The organism is Chitinivorax tropicus, from assembly GCF_014202905.1.
GTDB classification, from domain to species: domain Bacteria; phylum Pseudomonadota; class Gammaproteobacteria; order Burkholderiales; family SCOH01; genus Chitinivorax; species Chitinivorax tropicus.
Genome location: NZ_JACHHY010000002.1, coordinates 138985 through 162306, shown reverse-complemented (window position 1 = coordinate 162306; position 23322 = coordinate 138985). Strand labels below are relative to the sequence as shown.

The 23322-nt window shown below is 55.4% G+C and carries 20 protein-coding genes and 1 pseudogene; 13 read left to right on the top strand and 8 right to left on the bottom strand.

What is annotated here, in order from left to right:
- Positions 1-290: 290 nt before the first annotated feature.
- Positions 291-1220, top strand: a complete 930-nt coding sequence (gene cysD / locus HNQ59_RS02055) for a sulfate adenylyltransferase subunit CysD (protein ID WP_184034544.1) — start codon at positions 291-293, stop codon at positions 1218-1220.
- A complete protein-coding gene (cysN, locus tag HNQ59_RS02050) occupies positions 1220-2653 on the top strand; it encodes a sulfate adenylyltransferase subunit CysN (RefSeq protein WP_184034541.1) in 1434 nt (477 codons plus the stop codon). The genes cysD and cysN overlap by 1 nt, the downstream gene beginning before the upstream one ends.
- Positions 2654-3285: 632 nt before the next feature.
- Here the strand turns inward: cysN and HNQ59_RS02045 are convergent.
- From HNQ59_RS02045 to mpl, 6 genes and pseudogenes are all read right to left on the bottom strand, one after another.
- The gene (locus HNQ59_RS02045; RefSeq protein WP_184034538.1) at positions 3286-4674 is read right to left on the bottom strand and encodes an ATP-binding protein; all 1389 of its coding nucleotides are present in this window, start codon (positions 4672-4674) and stop codon (positions 3286-3288) included.
- Positions 4675-4825: 151 nt separating this feature from the next.
- Positions 4826-5442: pseudogene (locus HNQ59_RS02040) on the bottom strand (integrase core domain-containing protein); the annotation flags it as partial.
- A 291-nt stretch (positions 5443-5733) separates the two neighbouring features.
- A complete protein-coding gene (locus HNQ59_RS02035) occupies positions 5734-6579 on the bottom strand; it encodes a PhzF family phenazine biosynthesis protein (protein ID WP_184034535.1) in 846 nt (281 codons plus the stop codon).
- An 8-nt stretch (positions 6580-6587) separates the two neighbouring features.
- Positions 6588-7424, bottom strand: a complete 837-nt coding sequence (locus tag HNQ59_RS02030) for a PhzF family phenazine biosynthesis protein (RefSeq protein ID WP_184034532.1) — start codon at positions 7422-7424, stop codon at positions 6588-6590.
- A 129-nt stretch (positions 7425-7553) separates the two neighbouring features.
- Positions 7554-7916, bottom strand: coding sequence for a methyltransferase family protein (locus HNQ59_RS02025; RefSeq protein WP_246490810.1), 363 nt, complete (start codon positions 7914-7916; stop codon positions 7554-7556).
- Positions 7917-7990: 74 nt separating this feature from the next.
- Positions 7991-9373, bottom strand: coding sequence for a UDP-N-acetylmuramate:L-alanyl-gamma-D-glutamyl-meso-diaminopimelate ligase (mpl, locus tag HNQ59_RS02020; RefSeq protein ID WP_184034529.1), 1383 nt, complete (start codon positions 9371-9373; stop codon positions 7991-7993).
- Between the two features lie 457 nt (positions 9374-9830).
- On the opposite strand from mpl, the gene HNQ59_RS02015 reads away from it, so the two are divergent.
- Positions 9831-10775 (top strand): GGDEF domain-containing protein, encoded by a 945-nt coding sequence (locus HNQ59_RS02015; RefSeq protein WP_184034526.1) that lies wholly within the window; start codon positions 9831-9833, stop codon positions 10773-10775.
- A gap of 34 nt (positions 10776-10809) precedes the next feature.
- The gene (locus HNQ59_RS02010) at positions 10810-11778 is read left to right on the top strand and encodes a CobW family GTP-binding protein (RefSeq protein WP_184034523.1); all 969 of its coding nucleotides are present in this window, start codon (positions 10810-10812) and stop codon (positions 11776-11778) included.
- A 33-nt stretch (positions 11779-11811) separates the two neighbouring features.
- Here HNQ59_RS02010 and HNQ59_RS02005 read toward each other — a convergent pair whose 3' ends face one another.
- Positions 11812-12438, bottom strand: coding sequence for a GNAT family N-acetyltransferase (locus HNQ59_RS02005; protein WP_184034520.1), 627 nt, complete (start codon positions 12436-12438; stop codon positions 11812-11814).
- 9 nt (positions 12439-12447) lie between these two features.
- On the bottom strand, positions 12448-13083 hold the full coding sequence (upp, locus tag HNQ59_RS02000) for a uracil phosphoribosyltransferase (RefSeq protein ID WP_184034517.1): 636 nt from the start codon (positions 13081-13083) through the stop codon (positions 12448-12450).
- A gap of 594 nt (positions 13084-13677) precedes the next feature.
- Here upp and HNQ59_RS01995 point away from each other — a divergent pair.
- The 9 genes from HNQ59_RS01995 to HNQ59_RS01955 all read left to right on the top strand — a co-directional run bounded on the left by HNQ59_RS01995 (position 13678) and on the right by HNQ59_RS01955 (position 23237).
- Positions 13678-14235 carry a hypoxanthine-guanine phosphoribosyltransferase gene (locus HNQ59_RS01995; RefSeq protein ID WP_184034514.1) on the top strand — a complete coding sequence of 186 codons (558 nt, stop codon included), beginning with the start codon at positions 13678-13680 and terminating at the stop codon, positions 14233-14235.
- Positions 14236-14416: 181 nt separating this feature from the next.
- On the top strand, positions 14417-15304 hold the full coding sequence (locus HNQ59_RS01990) for a hypothetical protein (RefSeq protein ID WP_184034511.1): 888 nt from the start codon (positions 14417-14419) through the stop codon (positions 15302-15304).
- A gap of 493 nt (positions 15305-15797) precedes the next feature.
- Positions 15798-16625 (top strand): M48 family metalloprotease, encoded by an 828-nt coding sequence (locus tag HNQ59_RS01985; protein WP_184034508.1) that lies wholly within the window; start codon positions 15798-15800, stop codon positions 16623-16625.
- A 290-nt stretch (positions 16626-16915) separates the two neighbouring features.
- Positions 16916-17491 (top strand): protein-methionine-sulfoxide reductase heme-binding subunit MsrQ, encoded by a 576-nt coding sequence (locus tag HNQ59_RS01980; protein WP_246490809.1) that lies wholly within the window; start codon positions 16916-16918, stop codon positions 17489-17491.
- A gap of 106 nt (positions 17492-17597) precedes the next feature.
- Positions 17598-19679 carry a prolyl oligopeptidase family serine peptidase gene (locus HNQ59_RS01975; protein WP_184034503.1) on the top strand — a complete coding sequence of 694 codons (2082 nt, stop codon included), beginning with the start codon at positions 17598-17600 and terminating at the stop codon, positions 19677-19679.
- Between the two features lie 171 nt (positions 19680-19850).
- Positions 19851-20990, top strand: coding sequence for a homoserine O-succinyltransferase MetX (gene metX / locus HNQ59_RS01970; protein ID WP_184034502.1), 1140 nt, complete (start codon positions 19851-19853; stop codon positions 20988-20990).
- Complete coding sequence (gene metW / locus HNQ59_RS01965) at positions 20987-21589, top strand: methionine biosynthesis protein MetW (protein WP_184034500.1); 603 nt, start codon at positions 20987-20989, stop codon at positions 21587-21589. The genes metX and metW overlap by 4 nt, the downstream gene beginning before the upstream one ends.
- 83 nt (positions 21590-21672) lie before the next feature.
- Positions 21673-22347: an NAD(P)H-binding protein gene (locus HNQ59_RS01960; RefSeq protein ID WP_184034498.1), complete on the top strand. Its 675-nt coding sequence runs from the start codon at positions 21673-21675 to the stop codon at positions 22345-22347.
- A complete protein-coding gene (locus HNQ59_RS01955) occupies positions 22344-23237 on the top strand; it encodes a Rossmann-like and DUF2520 domain-containing protein (RefSeq protein WP_184034496.1) in 894 nt (297 codons plus the stop codon). The genes HNQ59_RS01960 and HNQ59_RS01955 overlap by 4 nt, the downstream gene beginning before the upstream one ends.
- Positions 23238-23322: the final 85 nt, after the last annotated feature.

Below are 23322 nucleotides of genomic sequence, written 5' to 3'. Positions count from 1 at the left end.
GACCAAGCAAAACCCGCCATCCACATGGCGGGTTTTGTTTTTTCGGGACACTCATCACGCGATCCGCTATGATCAGCCGTCATAAAGCAGTGCCGCTTTGACCATTTTTTGGCATAAACATATGCAAAAGCAGTCTTTGTTTGGCCAAATCAATCCATTAAAGTGGCTGGCTGGAAAATAGTCTGGGTACACAGACTCGCACGGTGAAACCACTCATGGCTGCATCCCAGCCTGCCAACACCTCTGCCAGTTGTGCCCAGTATTGCAAATCTGCCCGGTTCTGATCACGTATGCTCACGCTCAATGAAAAGAGGCTGACTCACCTCAAACAACTGGAAGCCGAGTCGATCCACATCATCCGCGAAGTTGCCGCCGAGTTCGAGAACCCGGTCATGCTGTATTCGATTGGCAAGGATTCCGCCGTGATGCTGCATCTGGCCCTGAAGGCCTTTTATCCCGGCAAGCCCCCTTTCCCGTTGATGCATGTCGATACCACCTGGAAATTCCAGGACATGATCAAGTTCCGCGACCAGATGGCCAAAAAGCACGACTGGAAATTGATCGTGCATACCAACGAAGAGGGCGTCAAAGCAGGTATCAACCCTTTCACCGCTGGCAGCGCCAAACACACTGACGTCATGAAGACCGAGGCGCTCAAGCAGGCCCTGAACAAATACAAATTCGATGCCGCCTTTGGTGGCGCCCGCCGCGATGAAGAAAAATCCCGTGCCAAAGAGCGCGTGTATTCCTTCCGCGACAAAAACCACCGCTGGGACCCGAAAAGCCAACGACCCGAGCTTTGGAACATCTACAACGCCAAAATCGACAAAGGGGAAAGCATCCGGGTCTTCCCCTTGTCGAACTGGACCGAACTCGACATCTGGCAATACATCTTTCTGGAAAACATCGAGATCGTCCCGCTCTACTTCTCTGCCGAGCGCCCGGTGATCGAGCGTGATGGCACGTTGATCATGATCGACGACGACCGCATTCTGCAGTATTTGAGTGACGAGGAAAAAGCACGTATCCAGACCCGATCCGTCCGCTTCCGCACACTGGGCTGTTACCCGCTGACTGGTGCGGTGGAATCCACAGCGGCCACGCTGCCCGACATCATTCAGGAAATGCTGTTGACCAAAACCTCAGAACGCCAGGGCCGTGTCATCGACCACGATTCCGCCGGCTCGATGGAAAAGAAAAAAATGGAAGGATACTTCTGATGTCGCACCAATCAGACCTCATCGCCGACGACATCCTGGGCTACCTGAAGCAGCACGAGAACAAGGATCTGCTGCGCTTCATCACCTGTGGCAATGTCGATGACGGCAAATCCACCTTGATAGGCCGTCTGCTGCACGACTCCAAGCTGATCTTCGAAGACCAGCTGGCGGCCATCCAGCGTGACTCACAAAAATACAACACCACCGATGACGACATCGACCTGGCACTGCTGGTCGATGGCCTGCAGGCCGAGCGCGAGCAAGGCATCACCATCGACGTGGCCTACCGCTATTTCTCAACTGAAAAGCGCAAATTCATCATTGCTGACTGCCCTGGCCACGAGCAATACACCCGCAACATGGCAACCGGTGCCTCGACCAGTAACCTGGCCATCATCCTGATCGATGCGCGGCGCGGCGTGCAGACCCAAACCCGCCGTCACAGCTTCATTGTCAGCCTGCTGGGCATCCAGCACGTCATCGTTGCTGTCAACAAGATGGATCTGGTCGATTTCGACGAGGCCGTGTTCAACCGTATCCGCGATGAATATCTTGCCTTTGCCGAACAGCTGGCCATCCCTGACATCCACTTCGTGCCCCTGTCCGCGTTGAAAGGCGACAACGTCGTCAGCCGCTCCAGCCGCGCGCCTTGGTATCAAGGCCCGACCCTGATGACCCTGCTGGAAACCATCACCGTCAACCACGACGTGCACCTGAACTCCTTCCGCTTGCCCGTACAGTACGTCAACCGACCCAACCTCGATTTCCGTGGCTTCTGTGGTACCGTGGCAGCGGGTGAAATCCGCCCGGGGGAAACAGTCGTGGCGCTGCCCTCCGGCAAGTCCAGCAAGGTCAAGGCTATTGTCACCGCAGATGGCAACCTGCCCCACGCCTTTGTCGGCCAGGCCGTCACTCTGACGTTGGAAGATGAAATCGACATCTCACGCGGCGATCTGATCGTCAAAGCCAACGAAACTCAACCGAATGTCTCCAACGCATTCGATGCCCATATCGTATGGATGAACGAAACCCCGCTACAAGTCGGCAAAGAGTACGCCTTCAAGTTGGCTGGTAAACAGGTCTTTGGCCGGGTCGAGCGCATTCTGCACCGCATCGATGTCAACACCTTGGCCGAATCCGACACCGAGCAACTGGCCTTGAACGAAATCGGTCTCTGCCGCATCACTGCCAACGCTCCTGTTGTCTTCGACCCTTACCGCGAAAGCCGCAGCACCGGCAGCCTGATCGTCATCGACCGCTTGAGCAACGCCACCGCCGGCGCAGGCATGATCACCGCTGCAGCCACTGCCCAAGCCGCCAGCGCTGACCTGGACGAACTCAGCCGCCTCCGTGCGTTTGAAGTTGAACTGAACGCCCTGGTCCGCAAGTATTTCCCGAGTTGGGAAGCCAAAGACATCAGCAAACTACGCTGACTCACGCTGCCCGTCGAACAGGGTTTGACGGGCAGGGACTCCAATTACTGCCAAAACCCACGCAACCACGCGGTTTTCAGCGCGATTGGTCCTTGGCTTGTATGGTAATTTGTATTGGAGTTTCAGATCAAGTTGGGGCTTCATCTTTGCGCGTGTCTCTGTGTCTGCAGTGTCGGCGTGAAGAGGCCGAAGTGTCAGCCTGAGGGTGACAAAAAAGGACAGATAGACACACGCCCTGACAAAAATCGTGCCAGCTTTGCGAAAAAACCCAAGACCACCTTTCGAGGGATAGCCTTGGGCTTCTTTACTTTCTTGAGTTAAGTCTGACTTAGGGCTTTCGCAGAACTGCTACCTCAGGGACTCTATCCACAGATTACCCCCTTACCCCCCATCACCGCATCCCTGAACGACATCGAGCAAGATAGTTGGTGGCCTTGGTCACTGTCACCCAGTGGCGCCTCAGTGAAAGTCACGTCGCCTGTCTCAATGGCCGTGTCCTTCTACACGACCATCAACTGCGCCAAGTTTAACCCCATGCCCTATGTCATGGCTGCCGCTTGGAGGCGTAAAGAGGTGAGTATTCTTGGGTGATACCAATGGACATTCTATCTTCTACCAAAGGCCCGTAGACCTTAAGATTTGATGTAGCGAAAATTGAACGCCCGGGCATTCTCATCTACTGGTTTTATATGTCCGGCAGAGCGCAATTTTTGAAGTGCCGACTTTACCTTCTGCATGTCGTCCTCGCCTGTCAATTGACGAACAAGCTTATTGGTTATCTCTGCGGCAGGGTGTTCGCCAAGGTAACCCAGAATAACCTCTTCAACGGAGGCGATTCTTTGGTGTTTTATCGTTACAACAAACGCGTTCTCTTTCTCTTCAAAGAAAGGTTCAACCAGCCCTGCCTTTCGAAGTTCATTCTTGGCGGTATCGAGCCCTTCGCCGATGTCATGATTCACCGGGTTTGGCAAGTTGTGTAGCATACGTACAATATTGGGGTTTCTTGAAAACCGCTCCTGATAGAGGTTGTCAATGCTCATGTAGCCGGGAAGCTTGCCCGGACTCTGAACCTCGATCCGATTGTCGAATACCCGAACATGAATATCATCGTTCAAGCTGTAATCGCGGTGAATTACAGCATTAACCAAAATCTCTCTTAGAGCCTCAGATGGGTATTGCAGCTTAACCAAGCGCGCTCCGTCCTGAAACGCAGCACCATCAATGTAATCAGCCACCTGTTCAATGGTTTTGCGAATTACCTCTTCGATTCCGCCATTTATTGTTCTGGGCATCTCTTGGAGCTGCTCTCTCTTGTACTCCTTATCGGTGGTGCGAAGACGATACACCTTAACAGCGCATCGAGTATCCATGGTGGCCTGGGGTTCTTCATCAAAGAGGAGCACGCATCCGACATTTGGAAGTCGCTTATGACCTTGCGAGGTCAGCAATCTTTGCTTTCTCAAAAAATCAGCTGGTTGTAAGTTAGTGCCGACTCGTTTCATATATTCGGAAAGTGCTTCGCTATCAACAATCTCATCTATTTCAGAATTTATAACGGGCTTCTTTTCATACAATTCTGCGCCTTTTGAATAACCAAGCTGCGTGATTCGCTCGCCTTTAATTTTCTTTTTCCCAGCGTTGACGCGAATGTAGCAATCGCCAGAGGCGGTGTAATGGACTTTTGGGCTTTTGGGGATAGAGAGATGAAGGATTAATCCTTTGCCAGCAGTGTTGAGAAATTCGACCGAAACGTTTTCGACTGCTGGTTGCGTCTCTTCAAGTAGCGTAGAGATGATGTCATTTGCCTCTTCGGGCTCTGAGAATCCGTCAACACGCTCTCCAGCACATGACTTGTCCTCAATCCCAACATACACGTCTCCACCATCTGAATTGGCGAATGCGACAAATGTCTCTTGAAGTTTCGCGGGGGCAATTCGTTTGCTTTTCACATCATTGAAGTGATCTTCATTCAGTGCCAAAAGTGCTTGAAGGTCATCTTTAAGAATTGCAGAAATTTCCACTGGAGCCCCTTCATCAAGGTAGTCGGAAGAAACTGACCGCCGGGAGGTGAAACTGGCGACAGTTACGCAAGGTAAATTAATTGATTGGCATGACGTTATCAATTCTAAGTCTGTTCAGCAAGGCTTAGATACAAGTGAAGCCGCACCTGCTTCACCGACGTCTCCCCAAATTTGAGTAGCACCACACTTTAGAGTCCAAGGCTAATTTACCTGATTTCTCCGCGAGTGATTTGGCGTAGGCCGCTGGTATCAAACCGCCCAGCGCTTTCTTGGGTTTTTCGGTGTGGTATTCCCTTCTCCAGGCCTCGATAACGACCTGCGCATGCCGCAGGCTGGTGGACCAGTACTCGTTCAGGCACTCATCCCGGAAACGCCCGTTGAACGATTCGATGTAGGCGTTCTGATTGGGCTTACCCGGCTCGATGAGGAAGAGCTGAACACCACGAGCATGTGCCTAGGCGAGCATGGCGCGACTGCAGGACTCCTGGCCGTTGTCGATCCTGCCTTGGGCAAGCCGCGTGTCTGCGCCAACTGGCCGAGGACGCGCGTCAGATGCACACCGCTCATCGCACGCTCCGGCACTATGGCGACGGCCTCGTGCGTGGCATCAACAACGGTCAGGCTCTTGATGGCACGCCCCTCTGCCGTCCGGTCGAACACCAAGTCCATCGACCAGACCTGGTTGGCGGCCAAGGGGCGGGCCAGTGGGTGACGGTCTGCCGCCGGCACCTTCTTGCGCTTACGCCGGCGAATTTGCAGACCCGCCTCGGCACAAGCGCGGACGGACGCAGACATAACCAAGACGTGCCATGAGGCGATTGCCGCACAAGGCGCAAGCAGATGCATGCCGATGCGCAAAAATGCTGGGCCGTCCGTGCACGATGGCGTAAATCTGCTTGGGGTAAGGGGAAACTCGTCCTGCCTGGGATTTGTGCAACAGAGCCATACCAGGCGCAGTGCTCTATATAAACAGCCCCCAACTTTGTTTGGATATGAAGGCATTTCTGTTTTCAACAGCGCAAATACTGGATGTTATATACGTGACCGTGGCCACATTCATCACAACATCAGCTCGCCGGCACCCAGATAGGCAACGCGTCCGCCGACGTAGATGTGGCGGGCTTGATCGACTTCCAGCCGGATTGTACTCAGCCGGTTGATGGTGTGGCCTTGGCGGATATCTAGCCGGATCGGCCTTGGTACGCCGTTTGCCAGCAGCCACCCGCCCAGGTTGGCACATGCAGACCCGGTGCCATGGTCTTCGATCAGGCTGCCACGATCCGTGTGGAAGAAGCGGACGCTGACCAGGGCTTCGTCCCGGTGCCAGACATACACTGCCGCTTGGCCGTTCCGGTTGGCGGCAAATTGCTCCAGTACGTAGGCTTTAGGTGCGCAGCGCATGATGGCGTCACGACTGGCCAGGGGGACGACCAATTGCTCGGCCCCGGTGCTGACAAATAAGGCGGTGCCTGTGATGTCTTTGACCTGCAGGCCCAAGATCGCGGCCAGTTGTTGGCTGGAGAGGTTACAGGCACGGTAGGTGGGTGTTTTGGCTTGGAATGTCCAGATGTCGTTCTCGTGCCAGACTGGGACGATGCCGATGTGGGTTTCCAGTGCAATCCGCTGGTTGGCTTGGTTGCGGATGATGTTCCAGACATGGGCGCTGCCCAGGGTTGGATGGCCGACAAACGTTGATTCGGCTGCTGTGTTGAAAATACGGATGCGTGTGTCGGCGGCCTGGGTCGGGGGAAGGAAGAACGCGATCTCTGGCAGGTTGAGCTGCCGGGCCATGGCCAGCATGGTGGCGTCGTCCAATCCGCTGCCGTCTTCGAACACCGCGAGGGGGTTGCCGGACAGCGGTGTCTCGGCAAAGACGTTGACAAGGTGGAAGCGATGAATGGTCATGATGTGGCCTATATCCGGATTTCACCCATGCCCTGGGGCATGACCCGGCCACCTACGAAGACCCGACCATTTTCATCGACTTCCAGATAGATGCGGCAAGGCCGGCCAATCTGATCCCCTTGCGCAATGACTGTGCGGGTTGGAACCTGCTTGTGGGCATACAGCCACCCGCCTAGATTGGCGGCGGCTGAGCCGGTGCCGGGGTCTTCGATCAACATGCCGTTGACGATGGCAAAATAACGGGCGGTGATTTGCTCCCGATCACGATGCCACACATAGACTTTAGCCAGCCCGAAACGATTGGCCGCGTGCTGTAGCATTTCCTCTGGGCGTGGTTGGCAGCGTGTCACGGATTCGCGGCTACCCACCCGGATCAGCAATTGTTCATTGCCGGAGTCCACAAAAAAGGAATTGGCCTTGAGATCGGCCACGGGCAACGACAGCATGCTGGCCAGCTGACTATTCGATGCAGCAGGCCGCCGCAGGGTTGCGGCCCGCACCTGGAGTGTCCAGCGTGAATCACGGAACCACAGCGGCACGATTGCTGCTTTGGTTTCCAATGTCATCAGATCCTGCCCGCCCTTCAAGCGGCTGATCACCTCTGCTGACCCCAGCACCGGGTGCCCGGCAAAGGGCATTTCACCCCCCGGGGTAAAGATGCGCACCTTGGCATGGGCTTTATCACTGTGTTGGATAAAGGTCGTTTCGGAGAGATTCATCTGCTGCGCCAGGGCCAGCATCAGCTCATCGCTCATTTCGTAAGCGTACTCGAATACAGCCAGTGCATTTCCCGTCAGAGGCGCTTCAGCAAATACGTTTACGATATGGTATCGATAAGTCAACATCGGTTAACCGGGGCTATTAACTACTACTTGAACAACAAACACAATGGATCGATGAGTGGCCACATCATCTATGCTCTGGCCCCTGATTCATGGGGGCTGCCGCGTGTGGCTGAAGTATTGGTTGTCAGCCTACAACCAGCGCGGCACGGACTGCATGTATCGTTGGTACGATTCACCAAATCTGGTTTGCAGCGCTGCTTCTTCCAGCGGGATCTGCACACGATTCAGATACATGGCCAGCACCCATACCGCGCCACAAGCGCCAAGCGAGGGAAAATACACCGCCCAGGCAGCCTGAATCAGCACAAATCCCAAGTACATCGGGTTTCGGGTCAGGTGGTAGATGCCCACCACGACCAGTGTGGATGCCCGATCCGGATGGACAGGGTCAACCGTCGTCTTGGCCAGTCGAAACGACACAACACCCGCCACGCAGCAACCGATACCTGTCACCACCACCAGCACCGTCAACCAAGTATAGGCGGTATTCATCGCCCCGCCTGCCAGCCATCAGGTCATGCCGGCCAGCGCCACAACCAGTGCGAGTGGCGGGATGGGCGGTGCTTTCATGCGGGCTGGCGGTTGCCGAGTGCGTCCAGCAGTTTTTGGTGGATGCCACCGAAGCCGCCGTTGCTCATGACCAATATGTGATCCCCTGGCCGTGATGCCGCCACCACGGCTTGAACCAGCGTGTCCAGCTGGTCAAATGTCCGCGCTTGCTCACCCATTGGCGCCAGCGCCGCCGCAACATCCCAGCCCAGATTGGCGCCATAACAGAAGGTCAGATCTGCCTCGCGCAGGCTGGCGGGCAGCTGGTCTTTCATGGTGCCCAGTTTCATGGTGTTCGAGCGGGGCTCCAGCACGGCCAGAATGCGCGCCTGGCCGACTTTACGGCGCAACCCGGCCACGGTGGTATCGATAGCGGTCGGATGGTGGGCGAAATCGTCATAGACGGTCACCTCGTTTTGTACGCCTTTGATTTCCATGCGACGTTTGACGCTCTGGAACTGGCTCAAGGCCACAATACCCACATCCACCGGCACGCCGACGTGGCGTGCGGCGGCCAGCGCCGCCAACGCATTCATCTGATTGTGTTCGCCCAGCAGGCCCCATTGCAGTCGGCCCTGGTGCTGGCCGTCCAGCAACACGTCAAACCCATCGGCGTGCTGTGTGCCGATCTGCCAGCCTGCTCTACCACCGATATGTTCGACCGGCGTCCAACAGCCTCGCTGCAAGACTCGATCCAGGCTGGCTTCTCTGCCGTTGGCGACAATCAGCCCCTGACCAGGAACTGTCCGTACCAAGTGATGGAATTGCGTTTCGATGGCGGCGAGATCAGGGAAGATATCGGCATGGTCGTATTCCAAATTGTTCAATACGGCTGTGCGCGGGCGGTAGTGCACGAATTTCGAGCGTTTGTCGAAGAAAGCTGTGTCATATTCATCAGCCTCGATCACAAAGAAGGGGCTGCTGCCACCTGGCTCCTGCCTAGGCTCGCCTGGCAGTCGGGCCGACAGGCCGAAATTCTGCGGAATGCCGCCGATCAGGAACCCTGGCGCCAGGCCGGCATATTCCAGAATCCATGCTAGCATGGACGACGTGGTGGTCTTGCCATGGGTGCCCGCCACCGCCAACACCCACTTATCATGCAACACCTGTTCAGCCAACCACTGTGGGCCGGAGATATAGGGGAGGCCCTGGTTCAGAATGGCTTCCATCAAGGGGTTGCCCCGGCTGACGACGTTGCCGATCACGAACACATCAGGCTTCAAATCGGTCTGTGAGACATCAAAACCTTGAATCAGCTCAATCCCTTGCGCCGCCAACTGTGTGCTCATCGGCGGGTAGACGTTGGCATCGCACCCTGTGACACGAAAACCAGCCTGTTTGGCAATGACGGCGATGCCGCCCATGAATGTACCGCAGATACCTAATATATGGATGTGCATGGATTTATCTGAAGTCGTGTCAACACAATCTTAAAAAAACGTCTGTAATATGCCGCCGCAGCTGCGATCGGGAGCCAAGCTCTGCTGGCGTCCCTCATGCATCAGGCATCCAACCCAGCACTGGCATGCTGCTGGTTGATTGGTAGTTGCCCACGTACACCAAACAGATGGCGTGCCTGATTCAACAAACGACATACCACGCCTGCGCGAGGCCCTATGACCAAGGTCACCGCGCAGATCAGCCACAGTCGCCAAATTTGGATTATCCGGCATCCTTCAACACAAGCAAAGCATGGGTTGCAGTTGGCATAGTTGATCGGTCTACAGGTGCTGAAAGTGGCCAGCTTGGTTATGATGTCGCTACAGTGTGAATCTGTTCATGTATCAGTCATATAAAACCAAGCGGTGATGACATTGAACGGGTTCGGATAATAACGATTTCACCCGGCAACTACTCATGGCATCCCGACTCAATTCACCCGCTGATATTGCCCGCATGGCATTGAAGCGCCTTGCAGAACTTGGCCTCGCCCCGACGCCACAGAATTATACGAAGTTCTACAACGAAATTGCCGGTATTGCCCCCGCTGTCAAAGAGGAGGCGGAGCAAAGCAATGTCCAGTTGGTGGCCAACGTACAACATGTGGTGCAGGAAGCTGCAGACACAACAGGTGGCTTGGCAGATCTGATCAGAGATCACAATGACGACATCAAATCTTCCATCCATTCCTTGCAGAATACACAAGACACACCTGAAATGATGCGGCTGTTGCAGGCCATCGTCCATACTGCGACCAACATGCATGACACCGTGGAGGACAGCCACGACAGCCTGCGAGAGCTGACTGCATCGCTGAACCAGATGCGTGATGACCTTGCCGCCAGCCGCCATGCGCTGGAGCGCGATCCGCTGACGGGTACGCAAAATCGCCAGGGGTTGGATATGTTGCTGAATCGAGAAGTTCAGCGCTGCCGCACCTATCAGGCCAAATTATCTGTTGCGCTGATCGATCTGGACTTCTTCAAACAGATCAATGATCGTTTTGGTCATCATGTTGGCGACAAGGTGTTGATCCATGTCAGTAACATCACCAAGGCTGTGCTGCGTGGGAATGATGTGCTGGTGCGCTATGGCGGTGAAGAGTTTCTGATTCTGCTGCCGGAGACAGACCTGCACGGGGCCAAGTACTTGCTGGAGCGGCTCCGGCTGGTGTTTCGCAACAATGCGGTCATGCATGAAGGCAAACGTATCGATATCAGCTTCAGTGCCGGGTTGGCGCAATTGGCAGCCGATGAAAACGGACATGCCTTGATCCTACGTGCCGATCAGGCGTTGTATGCGGCCAAAAACGCCGGGCGCAACACCATTATCGCCGCGCCGGAGCACGTGGCCGACCGGTAAGCATCTGCTGGTCTGCTCGCGCTCGTCGTTGGATATGATCCCCGTCAATCTCATCACCGGCTTTCTAGGCAGTGGCAAAACGACACTGATTCAACACCTGCTGTTACAAGCACCCAGAAATGAGCGATGGGCGGTGTTGGTCAATGAATTTGGCAAGGTCGGGATCGATGGCCCGTTGCTCAGCCAGCCGGGCCTGCATATCAAACAGGTGCCTGGCGGCTGCTTGTGTTGTATCAGCAGCCCCCTGTTCCGTGTTGCATTGAACAGCGTGATCCGCCAAGTCAAGCCAACCCGCATTCTGATCGAGCCCTCGGGGCTGGCCCACCCGGCTGCGATCCGGGCCATGCTGGCCGAGCCAAGTTACCAAGCCATTCTCAGGCCCGCCGCCACACTTGCCTTGGTGGCGCCCAGCTCGCTACAAGATGTTCGCATTCGCCAGCATCCTCTGCTGGCTGCGCAATTGAATGCTGCAGACCTGCTGATTGCCAGTCAAACCGACAGGGCTCAACCTGATGATTGGGCTTTGCTCGATGAGCTGTTAAGTGGCCTGGCCCCCCCAAGGTGGATTGATGTGACCATCCGAGATGGTCAACTGGATAAGGCTTGGCTTGATCATCCGGTCAGCGCTCCTTGTCCGGTCCAAACCAACCTGCCACAACCATCGTTGCTGGCGGGCACCGCCAGCCGAGCAGTGTCCTTTGGCATGCATTGCCAGCGCCAACCGGAGGGGTTGGCCATTGGTTGGCGCTGGCCAGCGGAACGGCAATTTTCAGCAGCCAAACTGCTGGCCTGGGTAAATGTACAATTCGAACAGGGCTGCCTGCGGGCCAAAGGGATTGTGCAGACCGAACATGGTTGGCAGGCCATCAACCAAATGCCGCAATCATCTCTGGTCACACCGGCCCAATGGCGGCACGATAACCGGTTGGAGTTGATTTTCCCCTCACAGGCGCAGGTTGACCCCACTCTGCTTGATCAGGCCTTGGGCGACTTGATGGTTTGAATCGCCCTGTCCGCACGACGCAAAACAGCATGCTCAATGCGTATCCAGCGAGGGGTTGGTTCCCAGGAAGGGGGTGTTTCGCATTTCGCCACTGGGCGCATACACATCTGCTGGAATCAGAGAATACAAAGCCGCTTCGACAGGCTTTCCAGCCAATTGCAAACGATTACGGGCATTGGCTTCAAAGGCAGCGCCAGCATTGTGTGCCGCTTTGCGGGCTGCCATGTTGTCAGTCTTGATCGCCAGCTCGACTCTGGCCAGATTCAATACGTCAAATCCAAATGCGGCCACCAGCTTCATGGCGGAAGATGCCACACCCTGGCCGCACGCATCAGTGCGAATCCAGAAATTCATACTGGCATAACGATGGGTCGAGCTGACCGTGTTCAGCCCGACATTGCCTAGCAGCATATTGTCCTCCACGCGCTCCACCGCGAAATCAAAGGCGGTGGCATGTTGCCAGGCCCCAATGCGGGACACCACCCAGATTCGCGCATCGTCCAGGGTATAGCCTACCTTGAACCAGTTCGTCCAGGCCGCCAGCTCTTGACGCGAAGCCATCACCGCCCAGAAATAGGGCGTTGCATCATCCAGTGTGTAAGGGCGGATGCGGATGCCATTACGTTGCGCAAAATACGGTGGAACGGGTGGATTGGACATGATTGCCCCTTAGTCGTGAGTATCCGTACCAAAAATCTTGTCGCCGGCATCGCCCAGGCCCGGCAGGATATAGCCGTGCTCGTTCAGGCGCTCGTCAACGGCTGCTGTATATAATGGCACATCTGGGTGGAGCGTATTCACATGGCGGACACCCTCCGGTGCGCTCACCAGGGTCAACGCACACATCCGCTTACAACCAGCCTTTTTCAGCGCGTCGATAGTGGCGCACAAACTACCACCAGTTGCCAGCATCGGGTCCAAAATCAACGCGATCCGCTCATCAATGTGCGAAGCCAGATTCAGATAATAAGCATGGGGCTGCAGCGTATGCTCATCGCGCTTGATGCCAATCATGCTGACGGGCGATTCCGGCAGCATGGCTTGCACCCCTTCCAACATACCCAAGCCAGCCCGCAGAATTGGCACCAAGGTTGGCGCAAGCGCGGGCAAACGAGGTACAGACAACCTACCGCTCCAGCATTCGATCTGAGCGGTATCCAATTCGATGTCGCGGGTTGCTTCGACGGCAATCAGGCGGGATACCTCGGCAACCAGGGCCCGGAAAGCGGCGGGGGTGATGCCTACTTCCCGCATCAGTCCTACTTTGTGTCGGACCAGAGGGTGCCTGATTTCAGTGATGTTCATGAGCGCTCCTGATTATTATGGAACCACCAACGTCATTTTGCGAACTCAGTGCACATGTGGTGCCGTAAGGGTACGCGATGTACATGGGTGATGTCCTGCGATGGGTGAATGAATTGAACAGTGCGGCGATATGGGCTTTGACTGCGCGCCTTGAAGCAACGGATACAGTGGGCAACGGCTGTCTTCATCTAGAAAATTGCGCGCTCGGTGTGGGTAAGCTCTGAATAGGCTGCCAGCGATCCCAAGTCAGCCTGTCTGCATCTGTCCTAAACGCTATTTTAAGCAATAATTGACGCATACCAACCAAAAATCCTGAACTCCACCCCCGGCCCTGGGATGGGGCAGATTTCACCAGTACGGATAAATCTGAAACGTTTCAATGACATCTGCTGCCATGATATGCGATCCATCTTGGTGCAACGGACAAGCCTTCACCATCATGAGCCAAGCGCTTCCTATGGCCAGTGCACTATACTGATGGCGACATAAGCCCGCCAAGTTGCTGATATCGCAATGCAAAAACAATGGGTTTGCATACTTGCCAAATTTTACCAAAGTGATAGCCTTGCGCCTTTTTTGTGAAAGACCCGAGACATGTCGACGAATCTGGACGAAATCAAACGCGCCTACGCTGAAGCCGACTGCCTGGTATCCCCAGCAGAAATCGAAGCCGCTCTCGACGATATGGCTGAAACCATCACGGCCAAATTGGCTGATTCCAATCCGCTGGTGTACTGCGTGATGAATGGTGGCCTGGTGATTGCGGGTCGATTGATCTCCAAGCTCAATTTCCCGCTGGAAGTGGCCTATCTGCACGCCACCCGTTATGGTCATGAGATCAATGGCAACTACCTCGATTGGCGCGTGCGCCCCACACAGGATATGCGTGGCCGCACCGTACTGGTCATCGACGATATTCTGGATGTCGGCACCACCTTGGCGGCTGTCATGGATCACTGCATTGAAGAAGGCGCCAAGGAAGTGTTGTCCGCAGTGCTGGTGAATAAGCTGCATGACCGTAAGGCACGCCCTGGCATGAAGGCGGATTTCGTCGGTGTCGATGTCGAAGACCGTTTCCTGTTCGGCTGCGGCATGGACTACAAAGGCTATTGGCGTAATGCACCAGGGATATACGCGCTGAAAGGCCACTGATAATATTCCGCTTTCCTGAAGCTTGGCCGTACCATGTGCCATTGCACAGGTGCGGGTAAGCTGCCATCAGCCCCCTGCACCAGTACAACAGACACTCCCAACCCATGGCTGGACGGCTGAGCTTGAGACGTGCGAGTGCACGTCTCGATATTGTTCGTCCCATGAGGAGAAGGAGAGCATTTTGCGTAAGTACATCATCGGCGGTTTGGTCGCAGCCCTGCTGGCGGCACCAGCATTCGCCAACACCAAGAATCCTGCAGTACAGATCAACCTGACTGTACGCGATACCACCCCAAAATTTGTCGCGTTCTACGACACCACCACCAAAGAAGCGCCATCCAATGCGGATCGTCGCTGGGTTGTCTGGCGTTTTTTCTATGACTACGCCACACCAGCCAATACCAAACCCCAGGAACGCCTGGAGACGGTCTATCCCAAGTATGCTGGCGTGATCGACGGCATCCGTGGAGGGTTCAGCGGCCTGCAACCGAATCCGCAAAGCGTGTTCTCCGCAGTCGTGCAAAACCTGTATCTGGACAAGCCGGTCGCTTTTGAATTCAACGCCTATGTAGGCATGTTCGAAAGCGGCATCTGGTCGAACACCGATGGCAAAGCGATCCAATTGTATCTGCCGCTGGAGCAACCAGCGGATGAGCGTGCCGTGCAAATGCCCCGTGAAATCGCGCGGGTACTGTACCAGCACATGAAAGGCATGTTGCCGAACGGCCCGCAGACCGTAGTCGAAGGTATGCTGTTCGAAGGTATTGCCGCCCATGTTGCCAAAGCCGCGGCACCCAGCTTGAGCGATGCCGCCAGCATGGGATTGACTGATGCTGAACTGAAAGCCGCTGAAAGTCACAAAGCGGATATCATCAAGGCGGTCAGAAGTGCGTTGAAGGCTAAAACTGTCAGCGTGGATGGCGTGAGCAAACCCACGGTCTATGGTGGTTGGCTGCTGGTGGCAGACCTGATGAAACGCAACAATGTCAAAGCTGGTGATATTGCGCGCAAGCCATTGGCCGAGATCATGCCCAACATTGAGGAATCGCTGGGTAAGCTGGCCAAATAATCAAGTGCCGGTATCGCAAGAAAAAGGGGAGATACACTCCCCTTTTTGTTTGCCTTGTCAACAGGATAGGCGCTCTTTGGGGCGGTTTGATGGCCAGGTGACATTGCCAGGATTGTTGTGTCCCACCCCAGGAGCCTCGGCCATGGTGATATTGAGGTTCAATATCTTTGAAATTCATGTAGCCACATACATGCATCATGTTCAAATCGGGTTATCGATTATTAACTTGCTGAAAATCAACAATAAAGTGTGTTGCATCACGAATTCGATTTGATGTATGCTATTGGGCTTTTCTGCCGGTCGTGCCAGTTGCATGGCAACGTTTGGGTGGCTGACCAAACCAACTTATCGGGGGGATTTCCCACCGCACTCTTTGCAACAGTGGTTTGGTGAGTCACACACTTGCCTGGCGGCAGACAGCGGCATCATTTGCCCTGGTTGCCAATCAAGCCAGCCCGGATCAATTGTCTGTATCGATATTCAGGAGTTTTACATGTCCAAATCCCCCCTGCTCGCAGCCATGATGGCCCTTGCCCTTGTCGGGTGCGCTACCGATGGCAGCCAAGGTGGCGACGTCAGCTCAGTTGCGGGTGCACTGAGTAGTGTGAGTGGCGCTGGCACCGGTGCCACCAAAGGCGAAAGCCGCATCAGCGCTGCAGGCGATCTGCTCAATGCCGCCACAGTGTCAGATAGTGAATTGAAAAGTGTTTCCGCTCAGCAGATGGCTTACTCTGACAAGCAAGCACAAGTTGCGCCAGCGAAGAACAAATATGCGAAGCGGCTGGCACGCCTGACGGCCAAGCACATGAACGAAGATGGCATGAAGTTGAACTTCAAGGTTTATCTGACCAAGGATGTCAACGCATTCGCCGCACCGGATGGCAGTATCCGTGTCTACGCCGGCTTGATGGATCTGATGAATGACGATGAGTTGCTGAGCGTCATCGGCCATGAAATCGGCCACGTCAAACATGGCCACAGCCTGAACGCATTACGGACTGCCTATGTGACCTCAGCTGGCCGTAAGGCTGCCGCTGGCGCGGGAGGCGTGGTTGGCGCTTTGGCGGACTCGCAACTGGGCGCATTGACTGAAGCACTGGTCAACAATCAGTTCTCACAAAGCCAGGAAACGCAGGCTGATGACTACGGCTTCGAGTTCATGAAAAAGTACAAGTACAAGGCCGCAGCCATGGAAAGTGCATTCCGTAAGCTTGCCCAGATGAGCGGCAAGTCATCGACTTTTGACAAGATGATGTCAAGCCACCCCGATGCCGAAGGGCGTGCCAAGCGGGTCAAGGAAAAGCTGTCCAAAGGCGGTTGAGCATGGCCGGGCACTGTTAGCCAGGGTGGTGAAACCCAGCCAGCAGCATCTGACATGAGATGAGGACGGGCACCCAATGCGGTGCCCGTTTTCATTGCCAGGTTTTGCCGACATGGCCCCGTTAATGGCGCAAAATGGGATGAAAGAAAATAGCGGCATGATCGACCAATGGACACTGTGTCACTTCAGGTTGTGCACAGCGCGTAAATCGACCGCCCTCATGTCGATGAACATCGTCAACACGGGAATGCAGGATGTTACCCAGTCAACTTTCACCCAGAGCCCTATTGATGGCCAAGATCATGGTCTTTCTGATCTGCCTGTATCCGCTTGGGCGGTTGCTCACATTGGCTTTGACAGATCATCTGGGCGCCAATCCGATTGAATTCATCACCCGGTCAACAGGCACCTGGACCTTGGTCGGCATATTGCTGACGCTCGCTATCACCCCTTTGCGGCGCCTGACAGGGATGAGCTGGCTATTGAAGCTACGCAGAATGCTGGGGCTGTTTGCCTTTTTCTATGCCAGCCTGCATTTGACAACCTATTTGTGGCTGGATCAGTTTTTTGACTGGTCAGCTATCGTTCGCGACATTGTCAAACGCCCATTCATCACGGTGGGGATTGCGGCTTGGCTGTTGCTGCTGCCCCTGGTGCTGACCTCGACCAATCACATGATGAAAAGGTTGGGGCGCCGGTGGGGACAACTGCATCAAGTGGTGTACGTGATCGCGATATTGGGTGTTTTGCATTATTGGTGGCTGGTCAAGCGAGACCTGACTCAGCCCATGATCTACGCCGTCGTACTGACCTTGTTGCTGGGGATAAGGATCTGGTATCGATTCTGCCAGAAACGCCCTGGTTGATGTATCGGGGCGTGCGCGGTATCAACATGGGCAAGAATCTGGGCTTGCCTTTCAACCGACATCCGGATCAAATAAAGCCGTTTAACTTTTCTGAAATGGGACATCTATGATTCACGCACTTCTCAGGCCAGCGGCATTTGTCGCATGTCTGCTCCCGGCTGTGGCCCATGCGGCTGATGATCCTTACCTTTGGCTTGAGGATGTGATGGGCGAAAAAGCCCTGAAATGGGTCGAGGAGCGGAACGCGCTGTCCTTGAAGGAGCTGATGGGTAAGCCTGACTATCAGCCAATTCACGACAAGCTGTTGTCGATCTACAACTCCAAGGAGCGCATTCCTGGCATCACCAAGATTGGCGAGCATTTCTACAATTTGTGGCGTGATGAGCAGCATGCCCGGGGCCTGTGGCGCCGCACGACCATGGCAGAATACAAAAAGGCGGAACCCGCCTGGGAAACGGTGCTGGATCTCGATGCGGTGGCCAAGGAAGAAGGCGAGAACTGGGTTTGGCATGGCGCCAACTGCCTGGAGCCCAAGGGACGCTATTGTCTGATTTCGCTATCGCGTGGTGGGGCAGATGCGGATGTGGTACGCGAGTTTGATACTGTCACCAAGCAATTTGTCAAAACCGGGTTCACCTTGCCTGAGTCAAAAGGCGAGGCCCGCTGGATCGACCACAATACCTTGTTCGTGGCTCGTGACTTTGGCGAAGGCTCAATGACTGATTCCGGCTACCCACGGTTGGTCAAGCTCTGGAAACGAGGCCAGCCATTGGCCGAGGCCAAAACCTTGTTTGAGGGTGTGCGCACAGACCTGGCTTTATCTGCCTCCAAGGATTTCACACCGGGTTTTGAGCGGGAGTTGGTCACCCGGTCCATCACCTTTTACACCAGCGAGCAGTTTCTGCGCGACCGACATGGCAATCTGATCAAGCTGGAGAAGCCAGACGATGCAACAGCCATGCCTTTTCGCGACCAGATTCTGATCAAATTGCGTTCGGATTGGGATGTGAATGGTCAAATCTATCCGCAGGGTGCGTTGATTGCGATGGACTTCAACCGGTTCCTGAAAGGTGAGCGTCAATTCTCGATACTGTTCGAGCCGCATACCCGCAAGTCATTGGATGGACTCATTGCCACCAGATCGGCCCTGCTGATCAATGAATTGGATAACGTCAAAAACCGGGTGTATGAGTTGAAACGCCACCGGGGCAAGTGGCAGCGACGTGCGGTCGCCTTGCCGGCGTTCGGGGCAATTGGGTTGGCGCCTGTGGACCCGGATCGGTCAGACGACTATTTCATCACTTTGACTGATTTCACCACCCCCACCACGCTGTTGATGGGTACAGTTGGCAGTGATCAGCGTACACCGCTCAAGCATATGCCCGCGTTCTACGATGCGAAAGGTATCAAGGTGACCCAGGAGGAAGCAACCTCGAAAGACGGCACCAAGGTTCCTTACTTCCTGGTGATGCACGAAGATACCAAGCTGGATGGCAAAAGCCCAACCATCCTCTATGGCTATGGCGGGTTTGAGGTGTCACTCAAGCCCGCCTATGCAGCCAATGTCGGGGCGAGCTGGTTGAACAAAGGTGGGGTGTATGTGCTGGCCAATATCCGTGGCGGGGGCGAGTTTGGCTCAGGCTGGCATCAGGCTGCGCTGAAGGAAAATCGGCAGCGGGCTTACGATGACTTCATTGCCATCGCAGAAGATCTGGTGGCCCGCAAGGTGACCTCCCCTGAGCATCTGGGCATCATGGGGGGCAGCAATGGTGGGCTGCTGGTTGGGGCGGTCATGGTGCAGCGCCCTGATCTGTTCAAGGCGGTGGTCTGCCAAGTACCTCTGCTCGATATGTTGCGTTATAACAAGCTGCTCGCCGGCGCATCTTGGATGGGCGAGTATGGTAACCCGGAAGACCCTAAGGACTGGGAGTACATTTCCAAGTATTCACCTTATCAGAATGTGAAGGCTGGGGTGAAATATCCACGTACACTGTTCACGACCTCGACCCGTGATGATCGGGTACACCCAGGCCATGCCCGTAAAATGGTCGCACACATGACCGAGCAAGGGCATGACGTGCTGTACTGGGAGAATACCGAGGGTGGCCATGGTGGTGCCGCCAACACCGCACAGCAGGCCAAGATGTGGGCGTTGACCTTTACCTTCCTGTTGAATGAGCTGAAGTAGGCGCTGGCCATGTGATACCTGAGTGGCATCACATGGCGCGGACCTGCCTTTGGGAAAGAAGGCTTGGCGTGGCTTGTAAACCTTACCAGCCGCGCCAGACCGCCACACAGCTTTTGAATTCACTATATAATTCCGCGACCCACCTATCCATCATCCAAGCCAACACACATCATGGCCGAACCCAATTCCGTCGGTATCGTCACAGCACAAACAGCCCATTTCGATCAACCGCTGACGCTGATGAGTGGCGCGGTGCTGCCTGCTTACGATCTGACCTATGAAACCTATGGCCGACTCAATGCGGACAAAAGCAATGCCATCCTGATCTGTCATGCCTTATCTGGCCACCACCACGTTGCTGGGCGCCACCGGCTGGACGACAAATCTCCAGGCTGGTGGGACAATATGATCGGCCCTGGCAAACCCATCGATACCAACCGGTTCTTTGTGGTCGGGGTCAATAACCTGGGGGGCTGCCATGGCTCGACTGGCCCCTCCACGATCAACCCTGACACTGGCAAGCCATATGGCTCCCGTTTCCCGCTGGTGCTGGTGGCGGATTGGGTCAATGCACAGGCCCGTCTGGCAGATTACCTGGGCATTCAGCAGTGGGCGGCTGTCGTGGGTGGCAGCCTGGGCGGTATGCAGGCGTTGCGCTGGAGCATCAGCTTTCCTGAGCGCATCCGGCATAGCATCGTGATCGCCTCTGCGCCCAAGCTGACTGCACAGAACATCGCATTCAATGATGTAGCGCGGCAGGCCATTTTGACCGACCCGGATTTCCATGGTGGTGATTTCTACGAACACCACACCGTGCCCAAGCGAGGGTTGCGGCTGGCGCGCATGTTGGGTCATATCACCTATTTGTCGGATGACGGCATGGGTGAGAAATTTGGCCGGATGTTGCGCTCTGGTGAGTACAAGTACGGCTTCGATGTCGAATTTGAGATCGAAAGCTATCTACGCTTTCAAGGGGATCGTTTCTCCGGCACCTTCGATGCCAATACCTACCTGATCATGACCAAGGCGCTGGATTACTTCGACCCGGCCCGCCATTACGAACACAGTTTGTCCAAAGCCTTGGAGCAGGCCAAAGCCAGATTCCTGGTCGTCTCCTTCACCAGCGACTGGCGTTTCTCACCGGCCCGCTCCAAAGAGATCGTCAAAGCCTTGCTGGATGCGAAGAAGCACGTCAGCTATGCCGAAATCGAATCAGCACACGGTCACGACGCCTTTTTGATGGATGACAAGCCCTATCACGATCTGATGCGCGCTTATATGACCAATATCGCCAAGGAGTGCGCCGCATGAGCCGCCCAGTCACCAACAAACTGCGCCCCGACCTGTTGCGCATCGCCAATTGGATCAAGCCCGATACCCGCGTGTTGGATCTGGGATGCGGCGATGGCTCCTTACTGGTCCATCTGCGTGATACCAAGCAGGTCAGCGGCTATGGGGTGGAGATCGATGTCAGCAATGTGATTGCCTGCGTAGCCAATGGGGTGGATGTCATTCAGAACGACTTGGATAGCGGGCTGGCTGGCTTTGAATCGGACTCCTTCGATTTCGTGGTGCTGTCGCTGACCCTGCAATCGATGCGCCATGTCGAAAGGGTGGTGGAGGAGATGCTGCGTGTCGGCCATGAGGCGATTGTCACCTTCCCGAATTTCGGCTACTGGAAGAACCGTCTGCAGATTTTTCAGGGCCATATGCCTGTGTCGGAAACCATTCCTTATGAGTGGTACAACACCCCGAACATCCACTTGTGTACGGTGCGTGACTTCGAGTTCTTTTGCGAGGCACGCGGTATTCACCTGTTGGATCGCGTGGTGCTGCACGAGGGGGTAGATGTGGACATCCTCCCGAATCTGTTCGGCAGCTTGGCCATATACCGTATCCGCCGTCCCTGATGCATGCTTGGCGGCTCGCCCGTCAAGTCTCACTTTCGTCACCCCGGATTTCTTTTACGGGGCGAGTCGTTTATTGTTATCGGATGTCTCAAATCAAATCTCTTCTCATTGCAGGCGCGAGCGGCCTGACAGGCCGTGCCTTGCTGGACATGGCATTGAACGACGCGACATTGGAGCGGGTCTGTGTGTTGGTACGCCAACCATTGGGGATTCAACATCCCAAGCTGACCGAGCTGGTCATCGATTTCAACGAGTTGGAGCATTATCGTAGCGTATTGAAGGCCGATGCTTTGCTCTGTTGCCTGGGCACGACCATTAAACAAGCTGGAAGCGAGGCCCGTTTTAAGACGGTGGATTACTTCTACCCCTTGCAGCTGGCGATGATGGCGAAAATGAATGGAATCCGACGATTCGGTGTCATCTCCTCTTTAGGGGCCGATGCCCATTCCCGCCATTTTTACCTGCGCACCAAGGGGCAATTGGAAAAAGCCTTGACGGCGTTGGCGTTTGATCGGCTGGTGATCGCCCGTCCATCCTTATTGATCGGGCAACGTGCCGAAGTCAGGCTGGGTGAGCGCCTTGGGCTGATCGTGGGCAGACTGGCGGGTGGATTGTTGCGCGGCAAATGGGCGCGATATCGACCGATCTCAGCCCAGGCGGTGGCCTGGAATCTGCTGGATGCCATCAAATCAGATAGTGGGCAGCAGACACTGGAATCGGATGTGTTGGCTGCGCATTTTGCAGCTGCTCACCCATGACCACCCCACCCAGGCTGAACGTGATTGGTGCCGGGCGGGCTGGGCGCGTCATGGCCAGGCTGCTTGTCAGCCAGGGCCTGATGACATTGAATCAAGTGTGCAACCGCGAGTTGCGCTCTGCCCAGCAAGCAGTGGCCTGGCTGGGCAGTGGCAGGGCTGTTGACCAGTTCAGCCAGCTGTCATCTGCCGACATCTGGCTGGTCGCCACGCCTGACGACCAGCTGGCGTTAGTTGCCACACAATTGGCAGCCTTGGGCATCCTTCATGAAGCAGATCGGGTATTTCACCTGTCTGGCTCACATTCTGCAGATGTCTTGGACGCCCTACACCACCAAACCGCCCACTTGGCCAGCCTTCACCCTTTGATGAGCTTTGCCAACCCTGACTTGGCATTCGCTGGGTTTGCCGGAACCTATTGTGCGGTGGAAGGCTCGCCAGCGTGGGCCGATCAGCTGCAACAGTGGGCCACCCAATTGGGCGGCATCTCTTTTGCGCTGACGGCACACCAGAAAACGCTCTACCATGCCGGGGCGGTGCAAGCCTGCAACCATTTGGTGGCGTTGCTGGAAACCAGCCTGCAATGCTTCGAGCTGGCAGGCATGCCAAGGGCTGCTGCGTTGCAGGCGCTACAGCCCTTGTTGATCGGCACACTGAACAATGTACATCACCTGGGGACGGCAGCTGCCCTGACCGGGCCGATCGCCCGAGGCGATGTGGGCGTGGTGGCCAAACATGTATCAGGGCTGGATGCGCAATTGCCACAGGTCGCGCTGATCTATCGGCAGCTGGGCCAAGTTGCATGTGAACTGGCGGCGCAACAAGGTGGGGCCGCCGCCGCTCAATTGCAGGCAATCCGCCGATTACTGGGCGCTGGCGATATGGCAACCTAGCCTACCATACCGCGCCCAGGATGCTCAGCCTAGCCCCATTACTTGCTGAAACAGCGCTGGTGAAGGCCAGCCTAACCCGGCTGGC

Coding starts and splice junctions, on each gene's coding strand:
- cysD (WP_184034544.1), top strand. CDS start 291: ATGCTCACGCTCAATGAAAAGAGGCTGACTCACCTCAAACAACTGGAA.
- cysN (WP_184034541.1), top strand. CDS start 1,220: ATGTCGCACCAATCAGACCTCATCGCCGACGACATCCTGGGCTACCTG.
- HNQ59_RS02035 (WP_184034535.1), bottom strand. CDS start 6,579: ATGACCATTCATCGCTTCCACCTTGTCAACGTCTTTGCCGAGACACCG.
- HNQ59_RS02030 (WP_184034532.1), bottom strand. CDS start 7,424: ATGTTGACTTATCGATACCATATCGTAAACGTATTTGCTGAAGCGCCT.
- HNQ59_RS02025 (WP_246490810.1), bottom strand. CDS start 7,916: ATGAATACCGCCTATACTTGGTTGACGGTGCTGGTGGTGGTGACAGGT.
- mpl (WP_184034529.1), bottom strand. CDS start 9,373: ATGCACATCCATATATTAGGTATCTGCGGTACATTCATGGGCGGCATC.
- HNQ59_RS02015 (WP_184034526.1), top strand. CDS start 9,831: ATGGCATCCCGACTCAATTCACCCGCTGATATTGCCCGCATGGCATTG.
- HNQ59_RS02010 (WP_184034523.1), top strand. CDS start 10,810: ATGATCCCCGTCAATCTCATCACCGGCTTTCTAGGCAGTGGCAAAACG.
- HNQ59_RS02005 (WP_184034520.1), bottom strand. CDS start 12,438: ATGTCCAATCCACCCGTTCCACCGTATTTTGCGCAACGTAATGGCATC.
- upp (WP_184034517.1), bottom strand. CDS start 13,083: ATGAACATCACTGAAATCAGGCACCCTCTGGTCCGACACAAAGTAGGA.
- HNQ59_RS01995 (WP_184034514.1), top strand. CDS start 13,678: ATGTCGACGAATCTGGACGAAATCAAACGCGCCTACGCTGAAGCCGAC.
- HNQ59_RS01985 (WP_184034508.1), top strand. CDS start 15,798: ATGTCCAAATCCCCCCTGCTCGCAGCCATGATGGCCCTTGCCCTTGTC.
- HNQ59_RS01980 (WP_246490809.1), top strand. CDS start 16,916: ATGGCCAAGATCATGGTCTTTCTGATCTGCCTGTATCCGCTTGGGCGG.
- HNQ59_RS01975 (WP_184034503.1), top strand. CDS start 17,598: ATGATTCACGCACTTCTCAGGCCAGCGGCATTTGTCGCATGTCTGCTC.
- metX (WP_184034502.1), top strand. CDS start 19,851: ATGGCCGAACCCAATTCCGTCGGTATCGTCACAGCACAAACAGCCCAT.
- metW (WP_184034500.1), top strand. CDS start 20,987: ATGAGCCGCCCAGTCACCAACAAACTGCGCCCCGACCTGTTGCGCATC.
- HNQ59_RS01960 (WP_184034498.1), top strand. CDS start 21,673: ATGTCTCAAATCAAATCTCTTCTCATTGCAGGCGCGAGCGGCCTGACA.
- HNQ59_RS01955 (WP_184034496.1), top strand. CDS start 22,344: ATGACCACCCCACCCAGGCTGAACGTGATTGGTGCCGGGCGGGCTGGG.